The organism is Kistimonas asteriae (genome assembly GCF_018263925.1).
Lineage (GTDB): Bacteria > Pseudomonadota > Gammaproteobacteria > Pseudomonadales > Endozoicomonadaceae > Kistimonas > Kistimonas asteriae.
Genome location: NZ_JAEVHF010000002.1, coordinates 1 through 15082, shown reverse-complemented (window position 1 = coordinate 15082; position 15082 = coordinate 1). Strand labels below are relative to the sequence as shown.

Sequence of the window (15082 nt, the reverse complement as noted above, 5' to 3'; positions counted from 1 at the left end):
GAGAAACAAAAGCCCGAAACAGGGGCTATTCAAGACTTTACATCTGGTACAATGCCGCCATCCATTATCTGCACAGAGAACCGGAATGACCATCAAGCTCGGCATTGTGATGGATCCTATTGCCGCCATCAGTTACAAGAAAGACAGCTCCCTGGCCATGCTGCTGGCCGCCCAGAAACGGGGCTGGCAACTGTTTTACATGGAGCAGGGCGACTTGTTCCAGGAGAATGGCGTCGCACAGGCGTCGATGTGCGAGCTGACCGTCAGGGCCGATCCTGAGGACTGGTTTACGCTGGAACAACCCGCCATCCGCAAACTGGCGGAGCTGGATGTGATCCTGATGCGCAAGGATCCACCGTTCGATAACGAGTTCATCTACAGCACCTATCTGCTGGAACAGGCGGGACGGGCCGGCACCCTGATCGTTAACAAACCCCAGAGCCTGCGGGACTATAACGAGAAGTTCTTCGCGACCCTGTTCCCCCAATGTTGTACTGACTGCATGGTCAGCCGGGACATGAACCGCCTGCGTGAATTCGCCGTACGTCATCAGGATGTGATTTTCAAACCGCTGGACGGCATGGGTGGCACGTCTATTTTTCGCGTTAAAGCAGATGACCCCAATGTCAGCGTGATCCTGGAAACCCTGACCGAGCGTGGCCAATGCCAGATCATGGCGCAGAAGTTTATTCCCGAGATCAAGCAAGGCGACAAGCGAATCTTGATGATTGACGGGGAGCCGGTACCTTACGCGCTGGCGCGGATTCCAGCCGAAGGCGAAACCCGGGGCAACCTGGCGGCTGGCGGCAGCGGTGTCGGCCAGCCACTTTCTGACCGGGATCGCTGGATTGCCGAGCAGGTTGGCCCTGTATTGAAAGAAAAGGGGTTACTGTTTGTCGGACTGGATGTGATTGGTGATTATCTTACCGAAATCAATGTCACCAGCCCAACCTGTATCCGGGAGCTGGATACCCAGTTCGATATCAGCATAGCCGACATGCTGATGGATAAAATTGCCGAAAAACGACAACTGGCCTGATGTATCTGACGGTCTGGCATCCTCCCCGATGCCAGACAAAGAACAATAAAATGCTTAGCCTGTCATACTCCGGCACACACTTCATGGACTTTTCCGCTTGATGTTGGCAGAGTGAAAGTCACTGCAGTAACCCTGATCCCCGGGGTATGGATAACAAGACAAGTCCACCAAACATGGCACAAGCAACGGCACCGGTCACAACAGCAGACCGATTAAGCTTTACCCTGCTCCTGGCAGTCGCCCTGCATGCGCTCATCATTCTTGGCGTAGGCTTCACGCTGCACGACAATCCCGAACCCGCCAAAACCATCGAAGTGACCCTGGCCAGTTTCCAAAGTGAAAAAGCGCCGGAAAAGGCGGACTACCTGGCCCAGGTCAACCAGGAAGGCAGCGGTAGCCTGGAAGAAGCAGCCCGTCCCTCCAGCGACCAGCTACCAGCACCGGTGCAGGATAACGAGATCAGGAAGGTCGAACTGCGGGAACAAACCGAACAACAGCAGAGACAAACGCTGGACACCTCCCTCAAGGTGACCGCCGCCATTTCGAATCAACGGATCAAAGAGGGCGCCGGCAAGCAGAAAGAAAGCCCAGTCAGGGAAAACAACGCGCCTCGCCCAAAAATCGATCTGCGTGCTGAAATCGCCAGCCTGGAAGCGGAGTTCTATGAGCAGCGCAACGCCTATGCCAAGCGCCCCCGCATCCTGCGTCTCAACGCCGCGTCAACACGGCAGAGCGACGGCGTCTGGTATATGGAAGCCTGGCGCAAGAAAGTCATGCGGATCGGTAATATCAACTATCCTGAATCTGCTCGCAGCAAGAAACTGTATGGCCAGCTGGAATTGGCTGTCCAGATCAACCGGGACGGTACCCTGAACAAAATAGAGGTTCTGCGCTCTTCCGGTCACAAGGTTCTGGATGATGCCGCTATCCGGATTGTTGAGCTGGCCGCGCCTTTTGCACCATTCCCTGAAGATCTACGTGAGAAGGATATCATCGAAATCATCCGGACCTGGCGCTTCGAACCCGGTGATCGGTTATACAGCGGCTAAGCGACCTTTTCTGCTGCAGGCGGTTCACTCATCATCTGGATACGCCCCATGAATCAGTCAACGGGTAACAGCCTGCGTCACCAGTTTCTGATCTCAATGCCTCAGCTGGCAGACCCGAATTTCAGCAGCACCTTGACCTATCTTTGTGAACACAATGAGCAGGGTGCGATGGGTTTGGTTATCAACCGGCCGACCAGTTTGTGCCTGGGTGATGTTCTCACGCATATCGACATTACCATCGCACCCGGCTCATCCCATTTCCACGATACCGTTTTCGCCGGCGGCCCTGTGGACCTTGAGCACGGATTCATTCTTCATAGTCGCGACAACAGACGCTGGAACGCCACCATGCCGGTAACAGACACCCTGTCACTGGCGACGTCCCGTGATATTCTGCAAGCCATTGCAGAAGGCGAAGGGCCGGATATGGCACTGGTCGCATTAGGCTATGCCGGTTGGGGCGCCGGCCAGCTGGAGCAGGAAATATCCCAGAATACCTGGCTCACCTGCCCGGCAGATACCGATATTCTTTTCAATACCCCTATTGACCAGCGCCTGATCAAGGCAGCGGCAAAGCTTGGTGTGAATCTTGATCTACTCAGCCATGAAGCCGGGCATGCCTGAAGACAACTTGACGTTATTCAATATCCAGATCCAGCCAGTCTCCAGCCATCCAGAAATCTTCCAGCTCCAATGACAATACCGGACACTCTCCGCCATCAATCAGCCCCTTGCCCATCTCAAAGACATTGCGGCATTCATCTTCTATAACCGGGCCTGTGATTTCGATACCTGAAGATTTTAACTGCCCGATCAACTCAGAGCATGCCACTTCCTTATCGCCACCCCAGATCTGACTGATCGTTTCTCGCGAAGCCCCATAAACAACCTGATTAATGTTGTAGCCCATCACATTGGCCCAATGAATCGCGCCTAATCCAACCGGCTCAGGCAAGGCGGTTGAAAACAGCGTTAACGCCTGCCCATCCCGGGCGCTGTAGCGGGTACATAACATATGCACCGCCAATGCCTCTGCGGTATAGATCGGGCTTATGTGACAGGCGCTACAAGCCGTTACCACAACCCGATCAGCTGCATCCACAAAGCAGGCGGCAAACGGGTAACCGGGCGTGACATCCACACCCATTTCAAGCAGCTCTCGGATAATAAATTCATGGTTGTCCATAATCCGTACCTCACTACAACCTGGGACGAAAAGGGAGAGGGAAATAACGCAGTTGAACCACCAGCATAGCTGTAATCTGCTATTCCGCAGCACTGATGACCGGTCTGTCATATAATCCGCGCTTCATCCCCGGCTATACATGACCCATGAAAGCAGAACCCGCAAGAACCCTGATGGCGTTTGACTACGGCACCCGCAACATTGGTGTTGCCATCGGCCAGTCTGTGACTGGCACCGCAACCGCCTTACCGGGCCTGAAGGCCCGTGACGGTATCCCTGACTGGCAGCAGGTGACGCGCCTGATTGAAGAATGGCAACCCGATGCATTCGTCGTCGGCATGCCACTGAATATGGACGGCACCGAGTCTGAAATGTCACAGCGAGCCCGCAAGTTTGGCAACCGGCTTTACGGTCGATTCGGTAAAGCCTGGCATGCGGCAGATGAGCGACTGAGCACGTATGAAGCGAAAGAGTGGGCAGGAAGACTGGGCCATACCGGCAGCTACGGCGACAACCCTGTCGACAGTATGGCGGCACAAATGATTCTGGAGAGCTGGATGAATGATCCCGCCAACGCCTGCTGGTTAATCAGAGAAACGCCCAGACCATGACGCTATCCGGGCGAATGGTTCACCCTTAATGCGGATCTTCGTCGCTCTCAATACTAAGACCGCTCGACATGGAATTGAGATGCTCAGCATCTGTTTCTGACCCCAGCTTGATCATCAGACGGAGATCATTGGCAGAGTCAGCATGGGCGATGGCGTCTTCATAGGTGATTTCGCCATTGTTATACAGTTCATACAACGACTGATCGAAGGTATGCATCCCGACTTCATTCGACCGCGCCATTAATCCTTTCAGTTCGTGCACATTTCCTTTGCGGATCATATCAGAGGCGAGCGGTGTATTGATCAAAATCTCCGTAGCGGCTTTACGCCCTTTGCCATCCGGGGTTTTGACCAGCTGCTGGGCAATGATTGCCTTGAGATTGAGCGCAAGATCATTCCAGACCTGCTGATGCTGGTCCGATGGGAAAAAGTGAATGATACGATCAAGCGCCTGGTTGGCATTATTCGCATGCAAGGTTGCCAGACATAAGTGGCCGGTCTCTGCGAATGTAACGGCATAGTTCATGGTTTCTCGCGTCCGCACCTCACCAATCATGATGACATCCGGCGCCTGACGCAGGGTGTTCTTCAGCGCGACCTCGAAGGATTCCGTATCAATACCCACTTCACGCTGGGTGACAATGCAACCCTTATGCTGATGGATGAATTCAATCGGGTCTTCGATGGAAATGATGTGGCCGTGGCTGTTTTCATTTCGGTGGCCAATCATCGCCGCCAGTGAAGAGGACTTACCGTGGCCTGTGGCACCGACAAAGATAATCAGCCCACGCTTGGTCATAGCCAGCTGGTTTATGACTTCCGGAACACCCAGTTCCTCCACCGTTGGAATTTTGGTTTCAATCCGGCGCAACACCATCCCTGCCAGATTGCGCTGATAAAATGCACTGACCCGAAACCGTCCGATGCCGCTGGCATTGATCGCAAAGTTACATTCGTGATTCGTGTGAAATTCTTTCTGCTGCTTCTCGCTCATGACACCGAGCACCGTTTCCATGGACTTCTCAGGCGACATGGGATTTTTGGTGACCGGTATAATCTTGCCCGCCACCTTCATACAGGGCGGCATGCCAGCGGTGATAAACAGATCCGAGGCGCGCTTATCCACCATCAACTTCAGCAAGGGGTTGAGATCCGTATGACTCATTCACTTATCTCGCTTTATGTGTGGATTGTGCGTTAAAAATCGTCCGGAATTTTCGCCTTCGAACGCGCGGCTTCACGGCTGACAATCCCTTTCTGGAGCAGATTCTTGAGGCAGCCGTCCAGCGTCTGCATGCCAAGGTTACCCCCGGTCTGAATCGCAGAGTACATCTGGGCTATTTTGTCCTCGCGGATCAGGTTCCGTATCGCAGGCGTACCGATCATGATCTCATGAGCCGCTACCCGGCCACCGCCGATTTTCTTCAGCAGCGCCTGGGAGATAACCGCCTGCAGGGATTCCGAGAGCATCGAGCGCACCATGGCCTTTTCCTCACCGGGAAAGACGTCAACGATACGGTCAATGGTTTTCGCAGCAGACGTGGTGTGCAGGGTGCCAAACACCATATGCCCGGTTTCTGCTGCCGTCAGCGCCAGACGGATGGTTTCCAGATCCCGCATCTCACCCACCAGGATGATGTCAGGGTCTTCCCGCAGCGCTGAACGCAGTGCAGCATCAAAGCCCAGGGTATCCCTGTGGACTTCCCGCTGGTTGACCAGACATTTTTTTGACTCGTGCACGAATTCGACCGGATCTTCCACCGTCAAGATGTGGCCATATCTGTTCTCGTTGACATAATCCAGCATGGCCGCAAGCGTCGTGGACTTACCGGAACCGGTTGGCCCGGTCACCAGGCAAAGGCCCCGGGGAAGCACGGAGATATCCTTGAAAATCTGCCCCATCCCCAGATCATCCATGGAGAGCACTTTACTGGGAATGGTTCGGAATACGGCGCCCGCGCCTCGACCATGGTTAAAGGCGTTAACCCGGAAACGGGCCACCCCCGGCACCTCGAAGGAAAAGTCCGTCTCAAGGTACTCTTCATAGTCCTTGCGTTGTTTGTCATTCATGATGTCGTAGATCAGGCCATGCACCTGTTTATGGTCCATGGCGGGCAGGTTGATCCGGCGCACATCGCCGTCGATACGAATCATGGGCGGCAGGCCTGCAGACAGATGCAGGTCGGACGCGCCCTGTTTGGTACCAAACGCCAGCAGCTCGGTAATGTCCATGACTCCCCCCGGGGTCTTGTTATTCTCTGGCCAGGCGCAATGACACGAAGCGCCTTCAGCATTTCTTTTAAGAATAGCTAGGTCACGGCCTGATTCTTCTTTCCACGCAGGTGGTGGTATTCTTGCGGTTTTCAGCCGTACCCGGCAAAGACGGGAAGTATCATTACATAGCCATGTCTGCAATTGAAACCCATTTTCAACAGGTCCGTGACCGGATTCATGCCGCAGAAAACGCCTGTGGCAGAGCCGGCGCCGTCAAGCTTCTGGCAGTCAGCAAAACCAAGCCGGCCAGACTGGTGCGTGATGCCTGGCATACCGGCCAGCGGGATTTTGGTGAGAACTATGTACAGGAGGGCATCGACAAGATTCAGGCCCTCCAGGACCTCGACGGCCTCTGCTGGCACTTTATCGGCCCCCTGCAGTCGAACAAGACGCGTGCCGTGGCAGAACACTTCGATTGGATGCACAGTGTCGATCGTCTGAAAATCGCCCAGCGCCTGAACGAACAGCGCCCAGAGCACCTTCCACCACTGAACATCTGCATTCAGGTGAATATCAGTGATGAAGACACCAAATCCGGTGTTTCGCCGGAAGATGTCCAGACACTGGCGGCAGAGATCGTTACGCTACCCAACCTGAAACTGCGTGGCCTGATGGCGATCCCCGTACCGACGGATGATCCGGCAGCACAACATGCCGCATTCCGGGCCATGTCAGAAGTACTGACCACGCTTCAGGACCGTTGGCCTGAACAGGATCTGGACACTCTGTCCATGGGGATGAGTGATGACCTGGAAGCCGCGATAGCAGAGGGTGCTACGATGGTACGGATTGGCACCGCACTGTTTGGCGCGCGCAATTATTCGTAATTCCTGATGACATAACGAACCGGAACAGCAGCATGACCACAGCAACCCTGGCCTTTATCGGCGCCGGCAACATGGCCGGCAGCATCATCGGCGGACTGATCAGCAACGGCTACGATCCTGACCACATTATTGCCTCCGACCCCGGCCAGGAGGCGCTGCAATCGCTGAAAGAGCGGTTTGGTATAAAGATCGCTGCCGATAACAATGCCGCTGTACTGGAAGCAGACGTCGTCATTCTGGCAGTCAAGCCTCAGGTCATGAAGACGGTGGTTACGGAACTGACGTCAGCACTTCAGACGGCCAAGCCCATGCTGGTTTCCGTTGCCGCCGGCATCACCATCAGTAGCCTCAATGACTGGAGTGGCGGTGAACTGCCCATCATCCGATGCATGCCGAATACCCCGGCGCTGGTTGGCTGCGGCGCCAGTGGCCTGTATGCCAACCCACAGGTATCAGAAGCGCAGAAAACATTGGCAGAGACTGTCATGAATGCTGTCGGTATCAGCCGGTGGCTGGATTCAGAAAGCGCTATTGATGCAGTCACGGCGCTTTCCGGCAGCGGACCGGCCTACTTCTTTCTCCTGATGGAGTCCATGATTAATACCGGCAAACAACTGGGCCTGTCACCAGAGACAGCCACAGCACTGACTTTACAAACAGCGCTCGGCGCAGCGCGTATGGCAACCGAAGGGGATGCCGAGGCTGCCGAACTGCGTCGGCGCGTCACCTCGCCTGGCGGTACCACCGAGCAAGCCATCAATACGTTTGAACAAGGTGAATTTCGTGCACTGGTACAGTCAGCCCTTGAGGCGGCCGAGCAGCGCTCCCGGGAACTGGCCAAACAGGACTGACATTCCCATCATCGTTCACTGTGGATAAGATTTAGGCGGGGCTGTTGCAACTCGCATGCAGCATCCCCATAGTGTGAGAATCCGGACTACTTAAGAGTTACCGATTACATGTCACCATTGACCAGCTCTCTGTCATTCCTGGTGGAAACTGTCGGCAGCCTGTTTGTTATGGCTGTGCTGATCCGCTTTCTGCTGCAACTGGTACGGGCGGATTTCTACAATCCCATCTCCCAGGCCATCGTAAAGGTCACGGGGCCCTTACTGAATCCGCTGCGCCGCTTGATTCCCGGCTTCAAGGGAATGGATGTCGCAGCCCTGATCCTGGCTCTGCTGGTTCAGATTGTGATTGTCTATCTGTTGCTGGGTATTCATGGCTACATTCCCTCGGTGATACCGGTAGGGCAGGTACTCGCGATTTCCATCTTCAAACTGCTGAATACCCTGCTGAATATTTACATGTTCAGCCTGATCATTATTGCCATCGCCAGCTGGGTGGCGCCGGGTAGCTATAACCCGGCACTGACCCTGCTGCATCAGCTGACTGAACCGCTGAGCAACCGCATCCGCCGGGTCATTCCTCCGATGGGCGGACTGGATTTCTCCCTGATGGTCCTCGTTATCCTAATTGTCATGATCAAGAACGCGTTGCCAGCCATCATTCCAGGACTTCCCGGGTTATAAGTTCCCCCGAAATACCTGCGCTGAAAAACCCGTAGCTTTGTCTACGGGTTTTTTATTGCCCATCACTAATCCTGACCAGACAGTTAGCCTTCACCCTGTGTATCACTATATAATCTTGCCCGCTATCTGCTCACGAACAATAACTACGCAGCCTGTCGAAGGGTGAGGGGGATCGCGTCATGGGACAACTGGAATCACAGTTTGACGCCTTTATTGAATGGAAACAGCATCTACTCGCCCAAGTCACCCGCTACCAGTCGTGGCTAGTCCATAATCACCTGCTGACGCCCGAGCTGGATCGCCGTCTCTCACAGGCTAACGAAAGCCTGCGCCGCAAGACCATCACCATCGCCTTTGTCGGTGAATTCTCCCGCGGTAAAACCGAACTGATCAACGCCCTGTTTTTCGGCAACCAGCATGCACGGATGTTGCCCTCCTGTGCCGGTCGCACCACCATGTGTCCAACAGAACTGTTTCATGAGCCGGGAAAACCGACCTCAATCAGGCTGCTTCCGATAACAACCCGACTACAGGCGACGTCTCTCGCAGAACTCCGGCAGGATCAGGAACAGTGGCACGACATTCCGCTGCCAATGGAAAACGCCACAGCACTGGCCGATGCTCTGGCGCGAGTGGCAGAAACCCTTGAAGTCTCCGAAGAAGAAGCCCTGCAGCTGGGATTTGAACCGGAACACCTGCAGTTCAGCAAAGCGGAAAATGGCAGCGTAAAGATCCCTGCGTGGCGACACGCCCTGATCAATATTGACCATCCCCTGCTGAGCAAGGGTATACGCATTCTGGACACGCCGGGACTGAATGCCCTCGGTCTGGAACCGGAACTGACCCTGAACATGTTGCCTTCTGCCGACGCTATCATCTATCTGCTGAGCGCTGATACCGGCGTCACCGCCAGTGATATGGCCATCTGGCAGGATCCGATCCAGGTCATACAGCAGAATCGCCCCACCAACCTGTTTGCTGTATTGAACAAGATTGACCTGCTGGACGATGAACTACTCACCCCAGCCCAGCAGCAGGACATTCGATCCATTATTCTGGATACATCCGCACGCCAGCTTGGGCTTCGAGCCGACGAGATTATCGCCGTCAGTGCCCGTCAGGCGCTGACTGGAAAATTGAAAGGCCATCCAGCACTCGTCGCCAACAGCGGAATAGAAACGCTGGAGCATCTACTCAGTCATGAGCTGATTCATCATCAGGAGCAGGTACTGGACGACTGTGTCGTCAATGATCTGCACCACCTGCTGGACAACAGTCGTCAACTACTGGAAAAACGTCTTCAGGATCTTTATACCCGACAGCGACAGCTCAACGGCAGCCGCAAGGATGATCAGCTACTGGTCGCAGAGCTGACAGAGCAGACGCGCACCCAGTACAACCAGCACCACAAACGGCTGCTGGCGTTAAAATCCAGCCGTCGCCTGGTACAGCAGCAGGGCAGGGCGCTGGTCCGGGCCTGTCGGACAGCCATGTTTCAGGAGCGTGTCAGGAAGGTTCATACACTGCTGCTGAAAAGCCTGACCACCGTTGGTATCAACCAGACCATCACCCGCTTTTTCCTCTATGTGCAGGATGATATTCATCAACTGAGCATTGAGGCGCGTCTGGCAAACCGGCTGGTGCAGTCCATTTATGAACGGCACGTCGACACGGATAGTCATACGCTGCCTCCACCGCTGTTCCTGACCGACGATTACCTGAAAGAACTCAATGCTCTTCAAGATAAAGCGGATCACTTCCGTAAACGACTCAGTACCGTATTAACGGAACAGCATCTGGTGATACGACGCTTTTTCAATACACTGGTACGTGAAGTGATTGCCCTGCATGAACGTATAGAAACCGATGCCAACCAATGGGCAGACCAGGCACTGTTACCACTGACCCAGCACGCACTGGAGCAAAAACAACTGCTGGAGCGGCAGCTGGTACAACTCAAAACCCTGAACCGGGATAACGCCAATCACAAACAGTTACTGGGTAAACTGGATGAGTTCATGGCTGATACTGAACATCAGCTGGTGAAGATTGACCATATTCTGAAAAACACCCGACAGCGGATCAATTCCGCCAAATCCAGCAATGTGGTGGTTCTTCATGAGCGACCGGTGATGGCTTGACCAGGCCATCACTCCACGAATGACATACCAATAATCTGCTACAGGCTATGCTGTATCATCTACCGTGACAGCCTCAAAATACAATGAATACACCCACCGCAATACATCTTGCGGCCGCCCTCTATGCCCTTGTGGTCGGCGGTTTACAGCTGGCCCTCCCTAAAGGAACCCTGCCGCACCGTTACCTTGGCCGCTCCTGGATGGCGGCAATGCTGATAACAGCACTGTCGTCTTTCTGGATAAAGAGCTTCATGCCACTCTGGCTCAGCTTCGGTCCTATTCATATCCTGTCGGTCTGGATCACCATCTGTGTAATCATTTCTACCGTGGCAGCCTGGCAGCACAACATCAAACAGCACAAATACTATGCGGTCGGCGCTTATGTTGGAATTATCGGTGCAGGCATCGGCACACTTGCGCCCGGACGTTATCTAAACCAGTTATTCTTTGGCGGCTAGACCCGCTTCGTCGGTTCCTTTTGACTTTCCAGACTTACAATAATTCGAACAAATCCGGCATGACAAATGTTACCACCAAACAGCCTGAGTGCACCTCCTGGCAGTCTACATGACAATTCCGTGAGACATAAACACCGCGCAGGCTTCATTTGGCCAATACACTGTTGGATAAGCACACATCAACAGCTTCAACACATGCCTTTTATTCAATCATTAGCGGAAAAAGTCCTTGAGGCTAAAAAAAACCAAACCTGTTTTTTTTAATTCATTTATTTCATATCGTGTTGGATATGAGAAATAACTACCTTCTTTATGATTATGCGATTTAATCAAAGAATCCCTATCTATCCAAGCATGGATAACTGTCTTAAATACTTGTGGAAATCTGGAAAATATCTTTCGTTCCAGTTCAATAATAGAGCTGCCCGACACATTGAGAATCTCTACTTGATAAATAATTGGTCCGGCATCAACTCTGGTATCATCCACCCAGTGCGCTGAAATGCCAAATTTCCCACCATTAAATAAAAAGCTATAAAAAACAGGAAACAAGCCGCGACATTTAGGCAAGTAGGATGGATGAAAGTTAATAACACCTATTTTAGCTGAGTCGATTAGCGGCTGAGTTAGTATCTGATCAAAATAAAATATTGTAATTATATCTATATCTTTCTCCCTAATTAGAGCAGCAATATTATCAGCATTAACATTGTTAGTTCTGATGACTGGTATCGAAAACCTCTCACAAATCTCTTCAACAGAAATCATGCTATTTTTTTTAACGATTCTTGCCAAACGACGAATTATAGAAGGCCAACAAAAACTAACAAACAAATATCCTGTAAAAGCAAGCCCCCTCTTTGTTAGATTAGTAGCAAGCTGCTTTACGAAACCGCCATTCTTTTCATTATAAACATTGCTCAAGATAACAAGCTTTATAGAGGCATGATGTTCCCGTATTGCTCTAATCACTGCCATTCGCGTAGATATACTTTCTACATTACACAAGGCCAAATTCATTATTTTCCAACCTCTACAATCGGACTATTTATATACTCAAGTATATTTTCAATTAAAACTCGATTACCCGGAGGGTGAAAATTAAAAGCCTGGATGGCTTGTACAAGCATTGCATAGCATGGATTGTTTAAGTAGTTTATTCCACCAACAAAACTAACAATCTTATTAACAGTGTCGATAATACTTTTTTGAAGACAGTACCGGCACAGAAAAACCTTACCAAGCAATATTTTTTTATTCTCAAAAGAGTCAGTTGCTATTGCAGCAAGCAACATTGCGGATGACTCAAGTTTTGAGTAAATCAGCACAGCATTATTCTGAGGTATTAATGTTAATTTATTCACTTTTTCCAACAGGCCGTATGCCATACCTAGATATGACGCACAAAGTAACATCTCAAACCATATATACCCTGTCGCACTAACATCATCAACGGTCCCCACATCAAGACGTGATAACATTTCTTTCGGTACATAGACATTTTCCAATACGATTGATTCACTTTGACTAGCTTGAAAGAAAGGCGCTTTCCAATAAGACCTTACCGACAATCCTTTTACATTCTTGTGAAGGATCACCACAAACAGCTCAGACTTATTACCTTTATCGATTTTTACACTTGCACTTAATATGTCCATTTCATAGGCAAGACTACAAGGCTCCTTTATTCCGCTAATCAAATAACCCTTTTCATGGGGGGTCGCAAAAATGCTACTATCAAGCACATCAGAAAAGGGAACTCCTTCACAAAAAGCAGATGCCACTAACAATTTATTTTTTGCAATATCTTTCAGCAACAGTTGTTCCAGGCATTCTGGTTTATATTTCACCATTTCCTGAAGAGTTGCTACCGAAAAGTGATGCATACAACTGGCAATTGCCAGCGATGGAGACAGTGCTCCAGATGCAATTTGTACTAAGACACTATCCATAGCTGACAATCCAAGTCCGCCATAACATTCATTAATGAGTAGATTGCCTCCTCCTGCAGCTTTGAATAGTTTTATCACATTACTGTCTGCGGATTCGTTTATCATGAAATCATTATTTTCCAGTGCCCCTCTTAACCCTCCAAATGTTTTATCAAAACAATTCACCGCTTCTCTATAATACGTCATAGCAACACTCCTATATTATTTGAATAACTGATCTAACATTTTTTGAACATTGTCTTTCAGAATCGACGCTGCCAATGGTTCAACCATTTCTTCAAGAGTAGGTATATCAATAGAAAATCTCGCTTCAAACGTTAATTCACATTCGAAAGCAGAAATAGGCTTTACAAACCAATAACCAGAAAAATCATCAAGATCACCTTCTACTTGCGAAAAGCTAATCCTGAATTCTTCAGGTTCAAACACATCGTTCTCTACCCATAAGAGAATGCCTTCTTTAAAATACACCATCCACTTTGATTGTTTTTCACACGCTGAAAGCTCTTCAATATCAATAGAAATAACGTCATCACACAGCTTTTCAAAGTTTTTGAAATCACTGATCTTTTCAAATACTATTGCTGCATCTTGATAAATAAGTTTTGATAGCCTGACATTTCTCATAGGTTCTATTCTCCGCATCACTACAGTCTTTTAAAAGCAAATTCACATGCTTCATAGATCCATTCGACCTCTCTTGAGGACATTAATGCGGAAGGTGTTAGGCGGATGGTACCGGTATTACCTAACGTAAAGTTGGCCAATAATTTTGCCTTCAACAAATTGATGAGTAATTGGCCAGCTTTTTCCGGACTTTTTGAATCAATTCCTATCAGTAAACCACGACCTCGAATATCAATATCGTATCGACTCGCCAAGTCTCTAAGCGTAGGGATAATCGTTTCACCCAGGGACCTGGATTTTCTATAAATTTCTTCATTCTGCAAGACATCCAGTGTACTCATAGCTGCCGCCAGCGCTACAGGAGAGCCACCAAATGTACTGCTATGTAAAATAAAATCATTATTAAGAGGAGCAAACGCTTCTGTTGTTGCGGCAAGAGCAGCACAAGGAATAACACCTCCACTTAGACCTTTTCCAATCAGCAGAACATCAGGCTTTACTCCATAGCGCTCGATATCCCAGTTGTACCCTGTTCTGGCCAATCCTGTTTGAATTTCATCAACGATCAGTAAACCGCGGCATTTATCACATAATTCCTTGGCTGCCGTTACAAATTCCTGATCCAGTGAATATACTCCACCTTCACCTTGAATTGTCTCCAGAATCACTGCCGTTTTCCTTGAGCAAAAACTCTCTTTCAATGCTTTGATATTATTACGCTCAACGAAAATCACATCATCCATGAGTGGCATAAACGGTTTCCGGAACACATCCCGAGAGGTCACACTCAGTGCTCCCAGTGTTTTTCCATGGTATCCACCCGTTATTGCAATAATCTTCTGGCAGCCATTGGCCCGTGCCAACTTAAGCCCCAGCTCTACAGATTCAGCACCTGAATTTGTAAAAAATGCATACTGTAGAGGATCCGGGCAAAATTTGATCAGCTTTTCACTGGCCTGTGACAACGTTTCATTTAACAGAATCCGACTGCTCATCGGTAATGCATTGAGCTGTTCGGCAACCTTACAAACAACCGCAGGATGACGGTGCCCAAGTATAAAAACTCCATAACCACCACAATCAAGATACTTATTACCTTCCTGGTCATAAATGATGCATCCTTCTGCTGTATGTTCGATTGGGAGGTGTATTATTCTGGCAAAACGCGCTCTCGAAACATTACTATATTGGGCAATCTTATCGATGAGCTGGTAATAAGTCTGGTTCATATATGCAAACGACTCTTATACAAACGACTTCCTGATTACCACTGTGGCTCAGCCAGCTTGAGAAGCCTTGCTGGCATGGGGCAGGTTCGCGCAGCCATGTAACCCAGCCTTGATACCATCGCCTTCAAATCAAAGCGCCGGTTAAATCGATAACAGT

At 50.4% G+C, this 15082-nt stretch carries 16 protein-coding genes and 1 pseudogene; 9 read left to right on the top strand and 8 right to left on the bottom strand.

From position 1 onward, the window contains the following. Nucleotides 1–85 precede the first annotated feature (85 nt). The 3 genes from gshB (at nucleotide 86) to KHS78_RS02495 (ending at nucleotide 2712) form a co-directional block, all read left to right on the top strand. Nucleotides 86–1039, top strand: coding sequence for a glutathione synthase (gshB, locus tag KHS78_RS02505; protein ID WP_211824844.1), 954 nt, complete (start codon nucleotides 86–88; stop codon nucleotides 1037–1039). A 173-nt stretch (nucleotides 1040–1212) separates the two neighbouring features. Then, nucleotides 1213–2088: an energy transducer TonB gene (locus KHS78_RS02500; RefSeq protein WP_211824842.1), complete on the top strand. Its 876-nt coding sequence runs from the start codon at nucleotides 1213–1215 to the stop codon at nucleotides 2086–2088. Between the two features lie 48 nt (nucleotides 2089–2136). Then, a complete protein-coding gene (locus KHS78_RS02495; protein ID WP_211824840.1) occupies nucleotides 2137–2712 on the top strand; it encodes a YqgE/AlgH family protein in 576 nt (191 codons plus the stop codon). A gap of 13 nt (nucleotides 2713–2725) precedes the next feature. Here KHS78_RS02495 and KHS78_RS02490 read toward each other — a convergent pair whose 3' ends face one another. Next, on the bottom strand, nucleotides 2726–3274 hold the full coding sequence (locus KHS78_RS02490) for a hypothetical protein (protein ID WP_211824838.1): 549 nt from the start codon (nucleotides 3272–3274) through the stop codon (nucleotides 2726–2728). 146 nt (nucleotides 3275–3420) lie between these two features. Here KHS78_RS02490 and ruvX point away from each other — a divergent pair, with 146 nt between their 5' ends. Next, entirely contained in the window at nucleotides 3421–3885 is a 465-nt protein-coding gene (gene ruvX, locus KHS78_RS02485) for a Holliday junction resolvase RuvX (protein ID WP_211824836.1), read from the top strand. Between the two features lie 25 nt (nucleotides 3886–3910). On the opposite strand, the gene KHS78_RS02480 is transcribed toward ruvX, so the two are convergent. Both KHS78_RS02480 and KHS78_RS02475 read right to left on the bottom strand, forming a co-directional pair. Further along, the gene (locus tag KHS78_RS02480; protein ID WP_211824834.1) at nucleotides 3911–5050 is read right to left on the bottom strand and encodes a PilT/PilU family type 4a pilus ATPase; all 1140 of its coding nucleotides are present in this window, start codon (nucleotides 5048–5050) and stop codon (nucleotides 3911–3913) included. Nucleotides 5051–5082: 32 nt separating this feature from the next. Next, nucleotides 5083–6117 carry a type IV pilus twitching motility protein PilT gene (locus KHS78_RS02475; protein ID WP_211824832.1) on the bottom strand — a complete coding sequence of 345 codons (1035 nt, stop codon included), beginning with the start codon at nucleotides 6115–6117 and terminating at the stop codon, nucleotides 5083–5085. Nucleotides 6118–6290: 173 nt separating this feature from the next. Here KHS78_RS02475 and KHS78_RS02470 point away from each other — a divergent pair, with 173 nt between their 5' ends. From KHS78_RS02470 to KHS78_RS02450, 5 genes are all read left to right on the top strand, one after another. Further along, a complete protein-coding gene (locus tag KHS78_RS02470; RefSeq protein WP_211824830.1) occupies nucleotides 6291–6986 on the top strand; it encodes a YggS family pyridoxal phosphate-dependent enzyme in 696 nt (231 codons plus the stop codon). A 32-nt stretch (nucleotides 6987–7018) separates the two neighbouring features. Continuing rightward, nucleotides 7019–7837, top strand: coding sequence for a pyrroline-5-carboxylate reductase (gene proC / locus KHS78_RS02465; protein WP_211824828.1), 819 nt, complete (start codon nucleotides 7019–7021; stop codon nucleotides 7835–7837). Between the two features lie 108 nt (nucleotides 7838–7945). Then, a complete protein-coding gene (locus KHS78_RS02460) occupies nucleotides 7946–8518 on the top strand; it encodes a YggT family protein (protein ID WP_211824826.1) in 573 nt (190 codons plus the stop codon). A gap of 179 nt (nucleotides 8519–8697) precedes the next feature. After that, entirely contained in the window at nucleotides 8698–10659 is a 1962-nt protein-coding gene (locus KHS78_RS02455) for a dynamin family protein (protein WP_211824825.1), read from the top strand. 83 nt (nucleotides 10660–10742) lie between these two features. After that, a complete protein-coding gene (locus KHS78_RS02450) occupies nucleotides 10743–11117 on the top strand; it encodes a DUF2306 domain-containing protein (RefSeq protein ID WP_211824823.1) in 375 nt (124 codons plus the stop codon). Between the two features lie 213 nt (nucleotides 11118–11330). Here the strand turns inward: KHS78_RS02450 and KHS78_RS02445 are convergent, their stop codons facing one another. The 5 genes and pseudogenes from KHS78_RS02445 to KHS78_RS02425 all read right to left on the bottom strand — a co-directional run. Continuing rightward, on the bottom strand, nucleotides 11331–12137 hold the full coding sequence (locus KHS78_RS02445) for a formyltransferase family protein (protein ID WP_211824821.1): 807 nt from the start codon (nucleotides 12135–12137) through the stop codon (nucleotides 11331–11333). After that, the gene (locus KHS78_RS02440) at nucleotides 12137–13255 is read right to left on the bottom strand and encodes an acyl-CoA dehydrogenase family protein (protein WP_211824819.1); all 1119 of its coding nucleotides are present in this window, start codon (nucleotides 13253–13255) and stop codon (nucleotides 12137–12139) included. The genes KHS78_RS02445 and KHS78_RS02440 overlap by 1 nt, the downstream gene beginning before the upstream one ends. Nucleotides 13256–13270: 15 nt before the next feature. Then, nucleotides 13271–13696, bottom strand: a complete 426-nt coding sequence (locus KHS78_RS02435) for a type II toxin-antitoxin system RatA family toxin (protein WP_211824817.1) — start codon at nucleotides 13694–13696, stop codon at nucleotides 13271–13273. 20 nt (nucleotides 13697–13716) lie between these two features. After that, nucleotides 13717–14925: an aspartate aminotransferase family protein gene (locus KHS78_RS02430; protein WP_211824815.1), complete on the bottom strand. Its 1209-nt coding sequence runs from the start codon at nucleotides 14923–14925 to the stop codon at nucleotides 13717–13719. Between the two features lie 35 nt (nucleotides 14926–14960). Beyond that, nucleotides 14961–15082 (bottom strand): annotated as a pseudogene (locus tag KHS78_RS02425) (IS1595 family transposase); the annotation flags it as partial.